Below are 19,616 nucleotides of genomic sequence, written 5' to 3' on the forward strand. Positions count from 1 at the left end.
GTCAGGGGGCGGACTGTCGCCGGAACCGGCGGCCGGCGACCAGCCGGGGCGTCTCCCGGGTCGGGCGCTCGGCGTACTGGGGCAGCGCGGCGGCCAGCGCGGCGACGGTGGAGCGGTCGAACAGGGCGCGGACCGGTACGTCCAGCCCGGTCGCGTCGCGCAGCCGCAGCGCGATGCGGGTGGCCAGCAGGGAGTGACCGCCGAGGTCGAAGAAGTTGTCGTGCACTCCGACGCGCTCGACGCCGAGCACCTCGCACCACGCGCCGGCGACGGTCCGTTCCTGCTCGGTCCGCGGCGCCAGGTACTCGCCGGTGCGGGCGGCCGGGGCCGGGGCGGGGAGCCTGCCCCGGTCGACCTTGCCGCTCGGGGTGAGCGGCAGCGCGTCCAGCACGACGAAGGCCGCCGGGATCATGTAGTCCGGGACCAGCCGGCCCACCAGGTCGCGCAGCTCGCCGCTGTCCGGCGGCGTGGCGCCGGGGAACGGCTCCAGGTAGGCGACCAGTTCCGCCTCCCCGGTGCCCGACGCGACCGGGTGCACGACCGCGGCCCGCACCTCCGGGCAGCCCAGCAGCACCGCCTCGATCTCACCGGGCTCGATCCGGTGGCCGCGGATCTTCACCTGGTGGTCCGCCCGGCCGAGCAGCTCGACCCGGCCGTCGGGGTGGCGGCGGCCGAGGTCGCCGGTGCGGTAGAGCCTGGCCCCGGGCTCCCGGCCGTGCGGGTCGGGCACGAAGGCCTGCGCCGTGACACCGGGTCGGTTGAGGTAGCCCCTGGCCAGGCCGGCGCCGCCGAGGCAGATCTCGCCCGGGACCCCGACCGGCACCGGCTCCAGCCCGCCGTCCAGGACGTACAGGACGGTGCCGGGCACCGGCGACCACTGCTCCGGGGCGCCGTCCGCGCGCAGCCGGGTCACGGTGGTCCACACCGTGGTCTCGGTGGGGCCGTACAGGTCCAGCACCCGGGCGCCGTCGGCGGCGAGCCGGCGGGCCAGCTCGACGGGCAGCCGCTCGCCGCCGCACAGCACCACCAGCCCGGCCGGGGCCGACCAGCCGCTGTCCAGCAGCATCCGCAGGGTGACCGGGGTGGACTGGACGATCGCGGGGGCGGTGGCGGTGATCAGCGCGGCCATCCGCAGCGGGTCCCTGACCTCCTCCGCGGTCGCGAGCACCACCGGGGCACCGACCAGCAGCGGCAGGTAGAGCTCCAGGACGGAGGGGTCGAAGGACACCGTGGTCAGCGCGGCCACCGGCGCGCCGGGGCGCAGTCCGGGCAGGTAGAGCATCGCGGTCAGGAAGTCGGCCAGGCCGCCGTGCGTGATCATCACGCCCTTGGGCCGGCCGGTGGAGCCGGAGGTGTAGATGACGTACGCGAGGGCGTCCCGGTCGAGCTGCGGCCCGGCGAACGCCGGGCTCTGCCGGGCGATCGCCTCCCGGTCCGCGTCGAGCAGCACGGTGACCGGGCCGCCGGCGGCCGGCGGCAGGGCGGTGAGCCGCTCCGCCGGGCCGGTCCGGGTGACGACCACCGAGGCGGCGGTGTCGGCGAGCACGAAGGCGTTCCGCTCGGCGGGGTGGTCCGGGTCCAGCGGCACGTAGGCGGCGCCCGTGGCGAGCACGGCCAGCAGGGCGACCAGCAGCTCCGGACCGCGCTCCAGGAAGACCGCCGCCGTCGCGCCCGGGCCCAGCCCGCGCTCCCGCAGGTGTCCGGCCAGCCGGGCGACCTGCTCGGCCAGCTGCCGGTAGGTCAGCCGGTCGCCGGAGGAGATCACGGCCACGCCGTCCGGGGTGCGGGCCGTCTGCTCCTCGAACAGCGCGACGAGGCTGCGGCCGACGGCGGCCGGTGGCTCGGTGTTCCAGCGCTCCAGCAGCGTGCGGCGGTCCGGCTCGGGCAGCGCGGTGCGGCGCGGGTCGGCCTGCGGGTCGGCGGCCAGGCCGACCAGGACGTGCCGGTACGTCCGGGCCAGCAGGTCGAGTTCGGACCGGCCGACCCGCTCCGCGCCGGCCTCCAGCACGAAGCCGTCCGCGACGGTGGAGACCGAGAGGCCGAACTCGTTCGCCGTGCGCTCCCCGACCTCGTCCAGTCCGATGGACTCGCCGTCGACCACCGTCAGGTCCGTGTGGTTGAAGAAGACGTCCACCAGCGGCGTCCCCTGGCCCCAGGCCCGCTGCATGGCGGGCAGCGGGTAGTGCCGGTGCGGCCACAGGGCGGTCTCCTCGGCGAACACCGCGCGGGCCAGCTCGGTCCAGCTCGGGGCGTCCAGCGTCAGCCCGAAGGGCACGGTGTTGAGGAACATGCCGCGCGCCTGGTCGCCGTCGACCGTCTCCGGCCGCACGTTGCAGACCAGGCCGGTCCGGAAGGCGATCGGGCTCGCGGTGCCGCCCCTGATCATGCCCAGCACGGTGAGGTGCGCGGCCAGCAGGACGCTCTTCAGCGGCACCCCGGCGTCCTGCGCCACCGCGCGCAGCTGCGGCAGCAGGTCGCGGAAGTCGACCCTGGCCACCTCGTCCGTCCCGGGGCCCGTCTTCGAACCCCCGTCGTCCGCCGCGCCGGGCGGGCTCGCCCAGGCCTGCGGGAGCGTCAGCGGGGCGTACCGGGCGACCCGCTCACGCCAGAACTCCTGGTCCGCCGCGGACGCCAGGGCCCGCTTCTCCAGGGCGATCGCGTCGGCGAACCGGGCCGCGGGCGGGGCGGCCGGCGCCGGATCCCGGCCGTCCCGGAGGGCCCGGTAGTAGCCGAGCAGTTCGCCGACCAGCGAGCTCTGGCTCCAGCCGTCCAGAAGGGCGTGGCCGTTGCTGACCGACAGCTGCCAGTGCCGCTCGTCCAGCTGGTAGGCCACCACCCGCAGTTGGCCCGGCACGGCCAGGTCGAACGGCGCCAGCCGGTCGCGGGCGACGGCCGCGGTGAGTTCGGCCCGCTGCTCCGCCGCGCCCAGCTGCCGCAGGTCGACATGGGAGACCGGGATCGTCGCGGTGGGGTGCACCAGCTGCAGCGGCTCGGAGAACGAGGACAGGTCGACGGAGGTGCGCAGGATCTCGTGGCGCTCCGCCAGGAGGGCCGCGGCGGCGCGCAGGGCGTCCGGCGAGAACGCGCCGTCGTCGCGGACCGGGTGGCTCAGGTTGGTCAGGTAGACGCCCCGGTCGGCGCCCGCGAGCATCTCGTAGACCATGCCGGCCTGGGCGAGCGACAGCGGGTAGGCGTCCGCCAACCCGGCCGGGAGGCGGTCGAGGTCGGCCTCGGCGAGCAGCTCGAAGGGAGCCGTCCCGGCCTGCTCCGCGCCGGCGCCGCGCGGGGCGACGGCCTCGGCGAGCCGGGCGACCGTCTGGTGCCGGAAGACGTCCTGGACGGCGATGTCGAGCCCGGCGCCGCGCAGGCGGCCGACCGCGCCGATGGCCCGGATCGAGTCGCCGCCGAGCGCGAAGAAGCCGGCGTGGACGCCGATCAGGTGCGGCTCGATGCCGAGGGCCTCGGCCCAGCTGCGGACGATCAGGTGCTGGAGCGGGGTGCTCGGCGGGGTGTGGTTCGCCGCGTCGACCGGTGTCGGGTCCGGTGCCGGGAGGGCGTTGCGGTCGATCTTGCCGCTCGGGGTGAGCGGGAGGGCGTCGAGGGCGCGGTAGTGGGTGGGGAGCATGTGGGCGGGCAGGGTGGCGGCGAGGTGGTCGCGCAGCCGGGCCGGGGCGGGCGGGGCGCTCTCGGGGGCGGTGACGGTGTACGCGGTGAGGTGGTCCTGGTGGACGGTGACGACGGCCTGGCTGACGGCGGGGTGGCTGCGCAGGGCGGTCTCGATCTCGCCGAGCTCGATGCGGTGGCCGTGGAGTTTCACCTGGTGGTCGGTGCGGCCGTGGTAGGTGAGGGTGCCGTCGGGGTTGTGGTGGGCCTGGTCGCCGGTGAGGTAGAGGCGGGTGCCGGGGTGGCGCGGGTCGGGGTCGGGGACGAAGCGTTCGGCGGTGAGGGCGGGGCGGCCCAGGTAGCCGCGGGCGAGTTGCACGCCGGCGAGGGCGAGTTGGCCGGCGAGGTGGAGGGGTTGGGGGGTGAGGTCCTGGTCGAGGACGTGGGTGCGGGTGTTGGCGATGGGACGGCCGATGGTCACCGGCTGCCCCGGCGGACAGGGGGTGGCGGTGACGTCGACGGACGCCTCGGTGGGGCCGTAGAGGTTGTGGAGTTCGGCGTGCCGGATCGCCGGGTGGTGGTGGAAGGCGTCGGCGAGGTCCTCGGGCAGGGCCTCGCCGCTGCACAGGACCCGGCGCAGCGGGGTGAGCGCACTGCCGGTCGGCAGGGTGTCGAGGAGGAGCCGCAGCATGGCGGGGACGAAGTGGGTGGTGGTGATCCGCTCGCCGGTGATGGTCTCGGCGAGGTAGCCGGGGTCGCGGTGCCCGTCCGGGCGGGCGAGCACCAGCGTCGCCCCGGTGGCCAGCGGCCAGAAGAACTCCCACACCGAGACGTCGAAGCTGTAGGGCGTCTTCTGCAGGACCCGGTCGTCCCGGTCGAGCCGGTAGGCGTCCTGCATCCAGCGCAGCCGGTTGACGATGCCGCGGTGGGTGACGACCACGCCCTTGGGCAGGCCGGTGGAGCCGGAGGTGTAGATCACGTAGGCCGGGTTGTCCGGGTCCACCGGCACGGCCGGGGACGGCCGGTCCGGGCCCTCGTCGGCCTCGCCCTCCTGGGCCTGGGGTTCGTCGCCCTGGGCCTCGTCGACGAGCACGGTCCGGGCATCGTGCCCGGGCAGGCCGGCCGCCAGGTCGGCGGTGGTGAGCACGACCGGGGTGCCGGAGTCGGCGAGCATGTGGGCCAGCCGCTGCGCCGGGTACCCCGGGTCCAGGGGCAGGTACGCCCCGCCGGCCTTGAGCACGCCCAGCAGCGCCACCGGCAGCTCCAGGCTGCGGTGCAGGCACACCCCGACGACCGACTCCGGGCCGACGCCCGACGCCCGCAGCCGCCGGGCCACCCGCGCCGCCGCCGCGTCCAGCTGCGCGTACGTCAGCTCACGGCCCTCGAAGCGCACCGCCACCGCGTCCGGGGAGCGCTCCGCCTGCTCCTCGACCAGCCCGTGCAGCAGCCCGTCCTGCGGGTACTCCACCGCCGTGTCGTTGAACCCGGCGAGCAGCTCCAGCTCCCCGGCCGACGCCAGCGGCGCCTCGTGCAGCGTCGTCCTCGGGTCGTCGGCCAGCCCTTCGAGCAGGGTGGCGAAGTGCTGCGCGAGCGCCGCCATCCGCTCCGGGCCGAACAGCGCCGTCGCGTACTCGACGACTCCGCGCAGCGAGCCGTCGGGCTGCTCGGTCAGGTGCAGCGTCAGGTCGAACCTGGATCCGTGCCAGGGCGTCGCGAGTTCGGTGGCCCGCAGATCCGTGCCGTCGAACTCCGCGGGGTCGGTGTTGTTCAGCGCGAACATGATCTGGAACAGCGGGTTGCGGGAGGGGTCCCGCTCCGGCGCCAGCTCGTCCACCAGCCGCTCGAACGGAACCTCCTGGTGGGCGAAGGCGTCCAGCGCCGTCTCCCGCACGCGGTCCACGGCGGCCAGGAAGGACGGGTCGCCGGACAGGTCGGTGCGCATCACCAGGGTGTTGACGAAGAAGCCGACCAGGCCCTGCACCTCGGCCCTGGTGCGCCCGGCCACCGGCGTGCCCACCACGATGTCCGTCCGGCCGGTGTGCCGGGCCAGCAGGACCTGGAACGCGGCCAGCAGCACCATGAACGGCGTCGCGCCGCGCGAGCGCCCGAGTTCCGCCAGGGCCCGCGCCGTGCGGGCCGGTACGGTGAACGGCAGGGTGGCGCCGGCCGGGTCGAAGACCGGGGGGCGGCGCCGGTCGGTGGTCAGGGCGGTCGCCGTCGCACCCGCGAGCCGGGACCGCCAGTACGGCAGCTGCCCGGTCGTCGGGCCGGCCTGTTCGCCGCGCTGCCAGGCCGCGAAGTCGGCGTACTGCACCGGCAGCGGCTCCAGCGGGACCGCCGAGCCGGTGGCGAACGCCGAGTACAGCGCGCCGAGTTCACGGGCGAGCACGCCGACCGACCAGCCGTCGACGGCGATGTGGTGCAGGGCCAGGGCCAGCACGTGGTGGTCCGGGGCGAGCCGCACCAGCCGGGCCCGCAGCGGCCAGCGGTCGGCCAGGTCGAACGGCGTCCTGGCCTCGCGCTCGATCGCCTCCGCCGTCCGCGCCGGGCGTTCGTCGGGGCTCAGGCCGCTGAGGTCCAGCTCGGCGAAGTCCGGCTCGGCGGCCGGGTCCACCACCTGGACCGGCCGGTGGTCGTCCTCCCGGTAGCGGGTGCGCAGCACCTCGTGCCGCTCGACCAGCTCGCGCAGGGCCCGGCGCAGCGCCGGGACGTCCAGCGGCCCGTGCAGCTCCCAGCCGAGCGGAACCACGTACTCGGCGGTGCCGGGGCGCAGCTGCTCCAGGGTCCAGAGCCGCTGCTGGGCGAAGGAGAGGGGCAGCTGCCGGTCGCGCGGTGCGGGACCGATCGCCGCGGAGGCGCGCGCGGGGCCGGCGGCGCCGCGCAGGAGGCTGTCCAGCAGCGCCTGCCGCTGGTCCCCGGAACTCCCCGGCGCACGCCGGTTCGGCACTGTGCTCATCCCTCACGCACCTGCGACAACATCAACTCCACCTCGGAATCCGTCAGTTGCTCGACATGCTCGGTGATCGCCCGGTGCACCAGGGCGGCCAGCCGCTCGACCGTGGGCGCGTCGAACACGGCACGCACGGGCAGTGCGACCGGGAACCGCTCCTGCAGCCGGGCGACGACCTGGGTGGCCAGCAGCGACTGGCCGCCCAGGGTGAAGAAGTCGTCGTGCACGTCGATCGGGTCCACGCCGAGCAGCTCGGTCCAGATCTCGGCGACGGACTCCTCCAGCGGCGTCCTGGCCGCCGTCACCGGTCCGCGCCCGCCCGCGGCCGGGTCCGGCAGGGCCGCCCGGTCCACCTTGCCGTTCGGTGTGAGCGGCAGGGCTGCGAGCGTGACCCAGGCGGTCGGCACCAGGTGGTCCGGCAGCCGCTCGCCCAGGTATGCCCGCAGCTGCGCGCCGGTGGGCGCCGCGTCGCCGGCGGGGACGACGTAGCCGACCAGTTGCTTGCCCCCGGCGGCGGTCGGCCGCACGGCGACCGCCGCCGCGGCGAGTTCGGGGTGGTTGCTCAGCGCCGCCTCGATCTCGCCGGGTTCCACCCGGTGCCCGAGGATCTTCACCTGCTGGTCGCGTCGGCCCAGGAACCTGAACAGGCCGTCGTCCTGACGGACCACCAGGTCACCGGTCCGGTACAGCCGGCCGCCCCGCGTGGTGCCGAACGGGTCCGGTACGAAGCGCTCGGCGGTGAGGGCGGGCCGCCCGAGGTAGCCGAGGCCCACGCCCGGGCCGCCGATCAGCAGTTCGCCCTCGGTGCCGGGCGGGGTGCGCCGGCCCCGGTCGTCGACGACGTACGCCGTGGTGTTGGTGATGGCGGCGCCGATCGGGATGCTGCCGGCCGTCTCGGCCGGGGTGACGCCGCGCCGCACGCAGCTGAACGTCGTGCACTCGGTGGGCCCGTAGCCGTTGCTGACCTCGACGCCGAGTTCGATCAGGGCCCGCACCTCGGCGGGCGGTGCCACGTCGCCGACCACGAGGACGTGGCGGACCGGGGCCAGGGCGTCGGGGCGGGTGCGCACCACGTGCTGGAACAGCCCGCTGGTGAGCATCAGCAGGGTCACGCCGTGGTCGCGGACCGCCCGCTCGATCGTCTCGCCGGTGGGGATGCCCTGCGGCAGGACGGCCAGCCTGGCGCCGTTGGCCAGCGGGCCCCAGATCTCGAAGGTCGAGGCGTCGAAGGAGAGCGAAGCGAGCATCAGCACCACCTGCCCGGGGTCGAGGTCGACGTAGTCGACCCCGTGCACCAGCCGCATCACGTTCCGGTGCGTGATCCCGACCCCCTTGGGCCGGCCCGTCGAACCGGAGGTGTACATCAGGTACGCGAGGTCGTCCGGGTGGGTGGCGACCGGCGGCGGGGTGGTCGGGCGGCCGGGCGCCACCGGGCCCTTCGCCATCGGGACGGCGTGCAGGCCCGGGACGGCGTCGAAGCGGTGCGCCGACTCCGGCTGGACCAGCAGGATCCGGGCCCCGGAGTCGGCGGCCATGAACGCCAGCCGCTCGGCCGGGTACTCCGGGTCCAGCGGCACGTAGTAGCCGCCGGCCTTGAGCACGCCGAGCAGTGCGACCACCACCTCGGTGTCGCGCCCCGCGCAGACCGCCACCGGGTCACCGCGGCCGACGCCGTGCTCGCCCAGCAGGTGGGCCACCTGGTTCGCCCGGGCGTCCAGTTCGGCGTAGGTCAGCCGCTCGCCGGCGCACTCCACCGCGACGGCCTGCGGCGCGGCGGCCGCGTGCTGCGCGACCCGCTGGTGCAACGAGAGGTCGGGCAGCGGCACGTGCTCGCTTCGCTCGCCCATCAGGCCTGGCTCGCCTGCTCCATGCGGCGGCGCAGGCTCAGCGGGCGCATGTCCGTCCACACCTCGTCGATGTGGTCCAGGCAGGCCTGCCGGGGGCCCTCGAAGCCCTCCCGGTACCAGCCGAGCGGAAGCTCCCGGTCGGCGAGCCAGATCGAGTACTGCTCCTCGTCGTTGCGGACCACGCAGTAGGTGCGCTCGTCGGTGTTCTCGTCAGCCATCCCGCTGTCCTCCCGCACTGCTCGACCGGCCCTCGGTGTCCGGCTCTGTCGCAGCACAGCGTGCCGCAGGCCGGCTCGGCGGCCACAGAGAAGAACCGACGGCGGAGTGCGCAGTCGTGCGGCGCGCAGGTCTGCCGGTCCCTCTCTACCGGGCACCGCCGGATCCTCGGCAGGCTGACCGCACGCCGACGTGGCGCTCTGTGGGAGGTGGCAGGTGAACGGTGGTTTCGGCCCGGAGGCCGACGTGGCGGACGGGGCTGCGCAGGGGCAGCCGGTGCACTGCCCGACGTCCTTCGCCCAGGAACGGCTCTGGTTCATCGACCAGTTGCGACCGGGGGCGGCGGACTACCTGCTGCCGCTCGTGCTGCGGATCACCGGGCCGCTGGACACCGGGGCACTGACCCGGGCGGCGCAGGCGGTGCTGGACCGGCACGAGGTGCTGCGGACCCGGTACCCGGCGGCCCGGGGCGTACCCGTACAGGAGATCGCCGAGCACGCCGAAGTGCCGTTGGCGCGGCTCGATCTGACGTACATCCGGCCGGAGGAGCGGGAGGCCGAGGCGCGCGCGGTCGTCGAGCGGGGGATCCGCCGTCCGTTCGACCTGGCCACCGAGCTGCCGCTGCGCCTGACCCTGCTCCGGCTGTCCGACGAGGAGCACCTGCTGCTGCTGGTGGTGCACCACATCGCCTTCGACGGCTGGTCCTGGGGCGTCCTGGCCCGGGAGCTGGACGCCTTCTACGGCGCGTTCACCGGCGGCGGGGCACCGGTCCCGGAGCCGCTCCCGGTGCAGTACGCGGACTTCGCCGACTGGCAGCGCGAGTACCTGTCCGGCGACCGGCTGGCCGAGGACCTGGCGTACTGGCACGACCGGCTCGCCGGGCTGGCGCCGCTGGACCTGCCGACGGACCGGCCGCGGCCGGCGGTCTGGGACGCGGCGGGCGACAGCGTGGACTTCGCGCTCGCCCCCGAGCTGGTCGCGGCGGTCGAGCGGCTGGCGCGGGCCCACGGCGCGACGCCGTTCATGGTGCTGCTCGCGGCCTTCCAGGCCCTGCTGGCCCGGCACACCGGCCGGACGGACGTCGCCGTGGGCACGCCGGTGGCGGGCCGGTCCCTGGTGGAGGTGGAGGAGCTGGTCGGCTTCTTCACCAACACCCTGGTGATGCGGGCCGACCTGTCCGGCGACCCGTCCTTCCTCGACCTGCTGGCCCAGGTGCGGGAGTCGGCGCTGGACGCCTTCACCCACCAGGAGGTCCCGTTCGAGCGCCTGGTCGACGAACTGGCGCCGGACCGGGACCTCTCCCGCAACCCCCTCCTCCAGGTCTCCTTCGCGCTGCAGAACGCCGCCGCCCGGCCGTTCACGCTGCCCGGCCTCCAGGTGCGGGTCGTCCCCACGCCGGGGGCGGGCGCGGCCTTCGACCTGACCCTGCACGTGCTGGAACACGAGGACGGCACCCTCTCGGGCTCCCTGCAGTACGCCACCGCCCTGTTCGAACGCGAGAGCGTGCAGCGGCTGGCGGACCACTACGGCCGGCTGCTGACGGGCCTCGCCGCCGACCCCGGACGCCCGCTCGCCCGCTTCGACCTGCTGGACGCCGCCGAGCGCGACCGCCTCGACGAGGCCGGCCTCGGCCCGGTGGTCCCGCGTCCCGACCGCTGCCTGCACGAGCTCTTCGCCGAGCAGGCCGCCGCCGCTCCCGAGGCGACCGCGGTGGTCTTCGGCACCGAGGAGGTGACGTACGGCGCGCTCGACCGGCGGGCCGACCGCCTGGCCCGCCGGCTGGTCGAGCTGGGCGCCGGCCCCGAGGTGCCGGTGGCGGTGTCCCTGCGCCGCGGCCCGGACCTGGTCACCGCGCTGCTCGCGGTCCTCAAGGCCGGCTCGGTCTACGTCCCGGTCGACCCCGAGCACCCGGCGGCCCGCCGCGAACACCTGCTGCGGGACAGCGCGGCCGCCCTGCTGATCGCCGACGCCTCGCACGACCTGCCGCAGTTCCCGGCCGACGTCGTCCTCGACGGCGGGGAGCCGGCCTTCCCCGACGGCTCCGACACCGTCGACCTGCCGCGGGTCGACCCGGCCGGCGCCGCGTACGCCGTCTACACCTCCGGTTCGACCGGCCTGCCCAAGGGCGTGCTGGTGCCCCACGAGGGGATCCGCAACCGCGTGCTGTGGACCGTCGAGCGGCACGGCCTCTCGGCCGGCGACCGGATCCTGCAGAAGACCACGATCGGCTTCGACGCGGCGATGTGGGAGTTCCTGGCACCGCTGGTGTGCGGCGCCACCATCGTGCTGGCCCCCGACGGCGCCCACCGCGACCCGGCCGCGATGCTCCGGGCGGTGGCCGAGCACGGCGTCACCGTGCTGCAGCTCGTGCCGTCGGTCCTGAGCACCCTGGTGGACCAGCCGGGCCTCGCCGAGTGCACCAGCCTGCGCCTGGTGTTCTGCGCCGGCGAACCGCTGCCGGCCCGCCTCTGCGAGAAGCTGCTCAGCCGGGTGAAGGTGGAGCTGTACAACACCTACGGGCCCACCGAGTGCTCGATCGACGTGACCGCCTGGCGCTACCGGGCCGACGACCGCGCCCGGACCGTCTCCATCGGCCGGCCGCTGGACAACCTGCGGATCCTGGTCCTCGACCGGGACGACAACCTCTGCCCGGTCGGCGTCCCCGGCGAACTGTGCGTCGTCGGCGTCGGACTCGCCCGCGGCTACCTGGGCCGCCCCGGGCTGACCGCCGAGCGGTTCGCCCCCAGCCCCTTCCCGCAGCAGCCGGGCGAGCGGCTCTACCGCACCGGGGACCGCGCGCGGTGGCACGCCGACGGCCGGCTGGAGTACCTGGGCCGGATCGACGGCCAGCTCAAGGTCCGCGGTGTGCGGATCGAACCGGGCGAGGTCGAGGGCGTCCTGTGCACCCACCCGGGCGTCGCCGCGGCCGTGGTGGGCGTGCAGCGCCGCGACGACGGGGACCACCGGCTGATCGCGCACGTCGTGCCCGAGGCGGCGGCGGTGCTCGACCCGCAGCGGCTGCGGTCGCACCTGGCGGGCCGGCTCCCGGAGGCGATGGTCCCCTCCGCCTTCGTCCTGCTGGACGCGCTCCCGCTGACCGCCAGCGGCAAGGTCGACCGCGCGGCGCTGCCCGCGCCCGACCCCGCACGCTCCGAGGCCGCGGGCGCGTACGTCGCCCCGCGCTCCCCCGTCGAGCAGACCCTGGCCGCGGTCTTCGCCGAGGTCCTGGGGCTGGAACGGGTCGGCGCCCGGGACGACTTCTTCGCACTCGGCGGGCACTCGCTGCTCGCCACCCGGGTCGCCTTCCGGCTGCGCGACGCGCTGGGCGTCGAGCTGCCGCTCGCCCAGGTCTTCGCCCTGCGCACACCGGCCCGGCTGGCCGAGCTGATCGAGACCGGCTACCGGGGCGTCGAGCTGCCGCCGATCACCCCCGCCCCCAGGACCGGCCCGCTGCCGCTCTCCTCGGCGCAGCAGCGCCTCTGGTTCCTCGACCGGCTGGAGCCCGGCAGCGCCGAGTACCTGGTGCCGGCCGTGCTGCGGCTCACCGGCCGGCTGGACGAGCAGGCGCTGGCCCGGGCCCTGGACCAGGTGGTGGCCCGGCACGAGGTGCTGCGCACCCGGTACACCGAGGTGGACGGGGTGCCCGTGCAGGTGGTCGACCCGCCGCGCCCGCTCGGCCTGGCCGCGCGGGACCTGCGCGGCGCGACCGAGCAGGACGTGCACGAGCTGCTCGCCCGGGAGACCGGCCGGCCGTTCGAGCTCGACCGCGAGCCGCCGGTGCGGGCCGCGCTGCTGCGCACCGCCGCCGAGGAGTGGATCCTCGCCCTGACCTTCCACCACATCGCCACCGACGCCTGGTCGATGGAGGTGGTAACCGGCGAGATCGGGCGGTTCTACCGCTGCTTCACGGCCGGACTGCCGCTGCCGGAAGCCGCGCCGGCCGTGCAGTACGCCGACTTCGCCGCCTGGCAGCGCGACCGGCTGGCCGAGCCGGTGGTCGCCGCCCAACTGGACTACTGGAAGGAGCACCTGAGCGGCCTCCAGCCGCTGGAGCTGCCGACCGACCGGCCGCGCCCGGCGGTGCGCGACCCGCGCGGCGAACTGCTCCACGTCGAGGTGCCCGCCGACCTCGGCGCGGCGGTCGCCGCCGTGGGCCGGGCCCGCTCGGCGACCTCCTTCATGGTCCTGCTGGCCGCGTTCCACGTGCTGCTGGCCCGCTACAGCGGTCAGAGCGACCTCGCGGTCGGCACCCCGGTGGCCGGCCGCACCCGCGCCGAGACGGAGGACCTGGCCGGCCTGTTCGTCAACACCGTCGTCCTGCGGGCCGACCTCTCGGGGGCGCCGACCTTCGCCGAACTGCTCGACCGGGTCCGGGCCGACGCCGTCCAGGCCTACGCCCACCAGGACCTGCCGTTCGAGCGGCTGGTCGACGAGCTGCGCCCCGACCGCGACCTGTCCCGCAACCCGCTCTTCCAGGTGATGTTCGAGCTGCTGCACACCCGGCAGAGCCCGCTGGAGATCGACGGCGTCGACGTCGAGGAGCTGCCGGCCGACTGGCGGGTCGCCAAGTTCGACCTCACCGTCACCTTCGAGGAGCAGCCCGACGGCACGCTCTCGTGCGCCTTCGAGTACTCCACCGCGCTGTTCGACCGGTCCACCGTGGAACGGATGGCCCAGCACTACCTGCAGCTGGTGCGCAGCGCCGTCGGCGCGCCGGACGCCCGGATCGGCGAGCTGGAGATGCTGACCGGGCCGGAGCGGCGGCAGCTGCTCACCGACTGGCGCGGCACCCCGGCCGGGCAGCCCCGGGCCTGCGTGCCCGAGCTCTTCTCGGCGCGGGCCGCCGCGCAGCCCGACGCGCTCGCGGTGGTCTACGCCGGCCGGCCCGAGCGCCGCCTCACCTACGGCGAACTCGACGCGCGGGCCAACCAGTTGGCGCACCACCTGCGGGCGTCGGGAGTCGGCCCGGAGAGCGTGGTCGGGGTCTGCCTGGAGCGCGGGCCGGATGTCGTGGTCGCCCTGCTCGGCGTGCTGAAGGCCGGCGGCTGCTACGTGCCGTTCGACCCCGAGCACCCCGCCGAGCGGCTCGCCTTCATGCTGGAGGACGCCGGGGCCTCGACGGTGCTGACGCACAGCCGCTTCGCCGACCGCCTGGCCGGCGGGCGGGCGACGGTGATCAGCCTGGACGGCGACGCCGACCTGCTGGCCCAGCGGCCCACCACGGCCCCGGCGGTGACCGTCGACCCGGACCGACTCGCGTACGTCATCTACACGTCGGGGTCCACCGGGCAGCCCAAGGGCGTGCTGATCCAGCACGGCTCCTACGCCCACCACTGCGAGGTCATCGCCGAGGCGTACGACATCGGCGCCGACGACCGCGTGGTGCTGCTGTCGGCGCTCACCTTCGACGTGGCGATGGACCAGATGGCGGCCACCCTGCTGGCCGGGGCGACCGTGGTGGTGAGCGATCCGCTGTTCTGGAGCCCGGCCGAGCTGGCGGACCGGCTGGCCGAGCACCGGGTCACGATCATGGAGATCACCCCGGCCTACTACCGCGAACTGGTCGCCGGCCTCGCGCCGGGCGACCGACGGCTGGAGCGGCTGCGGCTGATGAACGTCGGCAGCGACGTGGTCACGGTGGACGACGCCCGGCGCTGGGCCGCCACCGGCCTGCCCGCCCGCTTCCTGTGCAACTACGGCCCCACCGAGGCCACCGTCACCTGTGTCCTGCACCCCGTCGCCGGCGCACTCCCGGGCGCCCGCGGGGAGTCCACGCTGCCGATCGGCCGACCGGTGCCCGGCACCACGGCGTACGTCCTCGACCCCGACCTCAACCCGGTCCCGGTCGGGGTGCCGGGCGAGCTCTACCTCGGCGGGGTCCGGGTCGCCCGCGGCTACCACCGCAGGCCCGCGCTGACCGCCGAGCGCTTCGTGCCCGACCCGTTCTCGCCCGAGCCCGGCCGCCTGTACCGCACCGGCGACCTGGTCCGCTACGCGGCCGACGGGGTCATCGAGTTCCTCGGCCGGATCGACCAGCAGGTCAAGATCCGCGGGTTCCGGATCGAGCTCGGCGAGATCGAGGCGGCGCTCGCCCGGCACCCCCTGGTCCGCGCGGTCGCCGTGGTGGCCCGGGACGTGCGGCCCGGCGACCGCCGGCTGGTGGCCTACCTCGTCACCGGTGACGGCACGGCCCCGGACATCGCGGCCCTGCGCGCCTACCTGGGCGACCGGCTCCCCGAGTACATGATCCCCTCGCTCTGGGTGGAACTGCCCGAACTGCCGCTCACCAGCAGCAAGAAGGTGGACCGCAAGGCCCTCCCGGCCCCCGAGGCGGGCCGCCCGCAGCTGGAGCACGGCTACCTCGCCCCCGGCACCCCCGCGGAGGAGGTCGTCGCGCGGATCTGGGGCGAGGTCCTGGGCCTCGACCGGATCGGCGTGCACGACGGGTTCTTCGACCTCGGCGGGCACTCGCTGCTCGCCACCAGGGTGCTGGCCCAGCTGCGCCGGGCGTTCGCGGTCGAGCTGCCGCTGCGCCTGCTCTTCGAGGCGCCGACCGTCGCCCTCCAGGCGGAGGCCGTCGAACGGGCGGTCGAGGCCGAGATCGCGGGGCTCTCCGACGAGGAGGTCGAGGCACTGCTCGCAGAGGAGGCGTAGGGCACCGCCCGGAACCACCCTGACGCGGCCGGCGGGCCGGCCGGACCCCGAGCCCGGCCGGCCCGCCGGCTTCCCCGTCCCCGGCTTCCCGCATCCTCGGCTTCCCGCGCCCTCGGGGGCCCGCATCCTCGGGTGCTCGGCCGTCCGGTGACCGAACGTTCGGTCACCGGACGGTCGAGCACCGGTGGGCGGACGCCACCGCTCCGGCCGCGTCGGCCCCACCACCGGCGGCCCGCGCCGTCGCGGCCCTTCATGGGGGCATCGCCCCCATGTTTCTCCGTCCGGCCTGGCCACGGCCCGGCGGTTCGCGCCACGACCGTCCGACGGCGGACGATCCGCGGTCCGGGCGCCGCCGGGCCGGGCGGCGCGGGACGTCGCGCGGAGCCCCGCGCAGGTCGCAGTCGTCCGGCGCCGGTCCGGCCCGCGGGCCGCTCGGGAAATCTGGGGGCCGTCACCCGATGCCGCGCGGCGCCCACCGGTCGATGCTCTCTACCTGTCGGGCACGGGCACACACCCCAGGAGGAGCCGATGGGCGAACCGGTGAGAGTCAGCGTCGTCGCACAGGACCCGGTGCTGGAGGCCGGTGCGCGGACCAGCCTGCAGTGCCACGGTGACATCGCCGTGGCACTGCCCGGGGAACGGGCGCAGGTCGCGGTCATCATGGTGGACCGGGTGACCCCCGAGGTGATGGAGACGGTGCGCTCCGCCCGCGAGGCGGACCAGCGCCGGGAGATCGTGCTGGTCGCCACGGAGCTCGCGGCCGGCGACGCCGCCCAGGCCTTCGCGGCCGGCACCCGGGGGCTCCTGCGCCGCTCCGAGGCCACCGCCGAGCGGCTGGCCTGGACGGTCGTGGCGGCCGCCGCGGGCGACTGCACCCTGCCGCCGGACCTGCTGGACGGGCTCCTCGACGGCGGGGACGGCACCCGCCGTGCGGGCGCGGTGGCGGCCCCGGCGGGCTGGGAGCTGTCGGAGCGGGAACAGGCCGTCCTGCGGCTGGTCGCCGACGGCCGGGAGACCGAGGAGATCGCACGTGAACTGTGCTACTCCTCCCGCACCGTGACCACCGTGGTGCACGACGTCACCCGGCGGTTCCGGCTCCGCAACCGCGCGCACGCGGTGGCCTTCGCCCTGCGGGCGGGTCTGCTGTGATCGCGACGACGGCGGCCCCGGCCGCGAGGAGCACGGCCCCCGGTGCGGCCGTGGCGACGGCCACCCGCCCCACCGCGGGACCCAGGGTGCGGGTGCGGTCGAGCGACGCGGTGGCGCGCGCGGGCGTGGAGGCCAAGCTGGTGGTGGCGGGGCTCCGGCCGGTCCACGTGCCGGATCCGCAGTCGCGGGACGTGCTGGTGGCCGTCGGCGACACGGTGGAGGGCGCCATCGAGGCCTGCCGGCCCGCCCTGCCGGGCAGCGGCGAGCGGCTGTTGGTGGTGGTGGCCGACGTGCTGTCCCGGCACGGCGTGCTGCGGGCCCTGAAGGCGGGCGCCCGGGCCGTGCTGCTGTCCGCCGAGGCGACGCCGGCGCGGCTGGCCGCGGCCGTCCACTCGGCACACCGCGGCGAGGGCCGGCTGTCCCACCCGGTGCTCGCCTGCCTGCTCAACGGCTCCTCGGAGCCGACCGGCCGCGAACGGCGTTCGGGCAGCTCGCCGTTGACGGACCGGCAGATCGAGGTCCTGCGGCTGATGGCCGACGGCCACGGGAACGAGGCCATCGCCCGGACGCTGAGCTGCTCCAAGCACACCGTCAAGAACGTGATCTACGAGCTGATGGGCCAGCTCCAGGTGCACAACAGGGCCCACGCGGTGGCGCACGCCGTACGGACCGGGCTGATCTGACCGCCGGCCGGGGACCCTTCGCGGCCGGGCACGGCCGCCGGCCGGGACAAACGCGCAGCGCCCCGGCGCCGAGGCTGCCACTCGTTCCCTGGCACCGTGCCGCGGTCCGGCGGCACGCTGCTCCTGCCCGTGTCCACCAGGCGGACACGGCGAACCCTCCCTGCACCCGCGGGCGCCGCCCCGAGCGGCCCGCCGCGGGTTCGATCCCTCCCGAGAGGACCCGATGGACATCGCCGAGGACACCCCGACCACCGGCCAGGATCCCCTGCCGGAGCACGAGTTCAAGACCTTCGAGGAGCTGGAGTCCGAGGTCCGGCTGTACTGCCGCAAGTTCCCGGCCGTCTTCGAGCGGGCCAAGGGCGTCGAACTGCACGCCGAGGACGGCCGGACGTTCATCGACTTCTTCTGCGGCGCGGGAACGCTCAACTACGGGCACAACAACGACTTCATCAAGGCCCGGGTGGCCGAGTACCTCGCCGCCGACGGCATCGCGCACGGCCTGGACATGTACACCGTGGCCAAGCGGGAGTTCCTGACCGCCTTCGCCGACACCGTGCTGCGCCCCCGCGGGCTGGACTACAAGGCGCAGTTCACCGGCCCGACCGGCACCGACGCCGTCGAGGCCGCGCTCAAGCTGGCCCGCAAGCAGACCGGCCGCAGCGGCCTGGTCGCGTTCACCGGCGCGTACCACGGCATGTCGCGCGGCTCGCTCGCGGTGACCGGCAGCCGCCGGGCCCGGCGGGCGGGCGGGGTCAGCGGCCAGGACGTCACGTTCGTCCCCTACGAGGACGGCCCGCAGGGCGCGTTCGACTCGATCGGCTACCTGGAGCGGCTGCTCGCCGACCCCTCGTCGGGCGTCGACCTGCCCGCCGCGGTCATCCTGGAGCCGATGCAGATGGAGGGCGGGGTCTACCCGGCGAGCGCCGAGTGGCTGCGCGCCCTACGCGAACTCACCGAGCGGCACGGGATCCTGCTGATCCTCGACGAGATCCAGGCGGGCTGCGGCCGCTCCGGCCGGTTCTTCTGCTTCGAGCACGCCGGGATCACCCCGGACGTGGTGACGCTGTCCAAGTCGCTCAGCGGCTACGGGCTTCCGCTGTCGATGGTGCTCTTCAAGCGGGAGTTGGACGCCTGGGAGCCGGGCGAGCACACCGGGACGTTCCGCGGCAACCAGCTGGCCTTCGTCGCCGCCACCGCGGCCTGCGAGCTGTGGCGCCAGGACTCCTTCCACACCCACCTCGCCGCCGCGACCGCCCGCCTGGAGGGCTTCCGCGGCGAACTGGCCGCGCTGGGGCAGGACCTGGTGATGCGCGGACGCGGGATGGCGCTCGGCATCGACCTCGGCGCCTCCGGCGGCGCCCTGCGCGCCGACCGCCTGCAGCGGTACGCCTTCGAGCGGGGGCTGATCGTCGAACTCTGCGGCCGTGATGATGAAGTGGTCAAGCTGCTGCCGCCGCTGACCGTCGACCTCGCACTGCTCGACCGGGGCCTCGACGTGCTGCGGCAGGGCCTGCAGACGATCTGACACACCATCACCTGAGGAGCGCGCAATGTCCCGACCGATACGCCGCCACCTGATCTCGATCGACGACCTCGACTTCGAGTCCATGCACCGCATCGTGCAGCGCGGCGCCGACTTCGCGGCCGGCCGCTGCGAGGACGCCCGTCCCCTGCAGGACGCGGTGGTGGGCGTCCTGTTCCGCAAGACCTCCACCCGCACCCGCACCGCCTTCTCCGCCGGCACGCTGCGCCTGGGCGGCCGGCTGATCACCTACGGCCCCGGCGACCTGCAGGAGAACACCGGGGAGACGGTCGAGGACACCGCCGCCGTGCTGTCCCGGATGCTCGACGTCCTGGTGGCCAGGACCGTGGGCACCGAGGCCGAGCTGCGGGCGTTCGCCGCCCAGCAGCGGATGGCCGTCGTCAACGCGATGAGCGCCGTCGAGCACCCCACCCAGGCACTCACCGACCTCACCACACTGCTCGGCCGGTTCGGGCGGATCGAGGGCCTGCGGGTGCTCTACGTCGGCGAGGGCAACAACACCGCCTCGGCGCTGACGCTGGCCCTCTCCCGCTACCCCGGGACGGCGCTGCACCTGCGCACGCCGGCCGGCTACGGCGTCGAGCAGCGCTACCTCGACCGGGCCGCCGAGTACGCGGCGGGCAGCGGCGCGCTGGTGGAGCAGCGGCACGACATGGCCGACCTGCCCGAGGTCGACGTGGTCTATACCACCCGCTGGCAGACCACCGGCACGACCAAGCCCGACCCCGACTGGCGGCGCCTCTTCGAGCCGTTCCGGGTGGACAAGGCCGTCATGGACGCCGTCCCCGGCGCGCTGTTCATGCACGACCTGCCCGCGCACCGCGGCGACGAGGTGACCGCCGAGGTGCTCGACGGGCCCGACTCGATCGCCTTCGAGCAGGCCGAGAACAAGTACCACAGTGCCCGCGCGGTGCTGGAGTGGTGCGTCGGCGGCGGCCCGGCGGGGGCCGGCGACGAGTGAGCCCGGCCGA

General features: G+C 75.3%; 8 protein-coding genes. 5 read left to right on the plus strand and 3 right to left on the minus strand.

Going from position 1 to position 19,616, the window contains the following annotated elements; all coding sequences use genetic code 11:
- Position 1: 1 nt before the first annotated feature.
- From ACIGG8_RS22475 to ACIGG8_RS22485, 3 genes are read right to left on the minus strand one after another with little or no spacing between them, the layout of a single operon-like run.
- Positions 2-6,559 carry an amino acid adenylation domain-containing protein gene (locus tag ACIGG8_RS22475; RefSeq protein ID WP_396550183.1) on the minus strand — a complete coding sequence of 2,186 codons (6,558 nt, stop codon included), beginning with the start codon at positions 6,557-6,559 and terminating at the stop codon, positions 2-4.
- Positions 6,556-8,400, minus strand: a complete 1,845-nt coding sequence (locus ACIGG8_RS22480; protein ID WP_396550184.1) for an amino acid adenylation domain-containing protein — start codon at positions 8,398-8,400, stop codon at positions 6,556-6,558. Before ACIGG8_RS22480 ends, ACIGG8_RS22475 begins: the two co-directional genes overlap by 4 nt.
- Entirely contained in the window at positions 8,400-8,618 is a 219-nt protein-coding gene (locus ACIGG8_RS22485; RefSeq protein ID WP_350523993.1) for an MbtH family NRPS accessory protein, read from the minus strand. The genes ACIGG8_RS22480 and ACIGG8_RS22485 overlap by 1 nt, the downstream gene beginning before the upstream one ends.
- A gap of 214 nt (positions 8,619-8,832) precedes the next feature.
- Here ACIGG8_RS22485 and ACIGG8_RS22490 point away from each other — a divergent pair, with 214 nt between their 5' ends.
- The 5 genes from ACIGG8_RS22490 (at position 8,833) to ACIGG8_RS22510 (ending at position 19,606) form a co-directional block, all read left to right on the plus strand.
- Positions 8,833-15,270, plus strand: coding sequence for an amino acid adenylation domain-containing protein (locus ACIGG8_RS22490; RefSeq protein WP_396550185.1), 6,438 nt, complete (start codon positions 8,833-8,835; stop codon positions 15,268-15,270).
- Between the two features lie 528 nt (positions 15,271-15,798).
- Positions 15,799-16,419, plus strand: coding sequence for a LuxR C-terminal-related transcriptional regulator (locus ACIGG8_RS22495; protein ID WP_350525603.1), 621 nt, complete (start codon positions 15,799-15,801; stop codon positions 16,417-16,419).
- Between the two features lie 50 nt (positions 16,420-16,469).
- Positions 16,470-17,102 carry a response regulator transcription factor gene (locus ACIGG8_RS22500; protein ID WP_396550186.1) on the plus strand — a complete coding sequence of 211 codons (633 nt, stop codon included), beginning with the start codon at positions 16,470-16,472 and terminating at the stop codon, positions 17,100-17,102.
- Positions 17,103-17,325: 223 nt separating this feature from the next.
- The gene (ectB, locus tag ACIGG8_RS22505) at positions 17,326-18,627 is read left to right on the plus strand and encodes a diaminobutyrate--2-oxoglutarate transaminase (RefSeq protein ID WP_396550187.1); all 1,302 of its coding nucleotides are present in this window, start codon (positions 17,326-17,328) and stop codon (positions 18,625-18,627) included.
- Between the two features lie 25 nt (positions 18,628-18,652).
- Positions 18,653-19,606 carry an ornithine carbamoyltransferase gene (locus tag ACIGG8_RS22510; protein ID WP_350525600.1) on the plus strand — a complete coding sequence of 318 codons (954 nt, stop codon included), beginning with the start codon at positions 18,653-18,655 and terminating at the stop codon, positions 19,604-19,606.
- The last annotated feature ends 10 nt before the right edge of the window (positions 19,607-19,616 follow it).

The organism is Kitasatospora sp. NPDC085464 (assembly GCF_044541955.1).
GTDB lineage: Bacteria > Actinomycetota > Actinomycetes > Streptomycetales > Streptomycetaceae > Kitasatospora.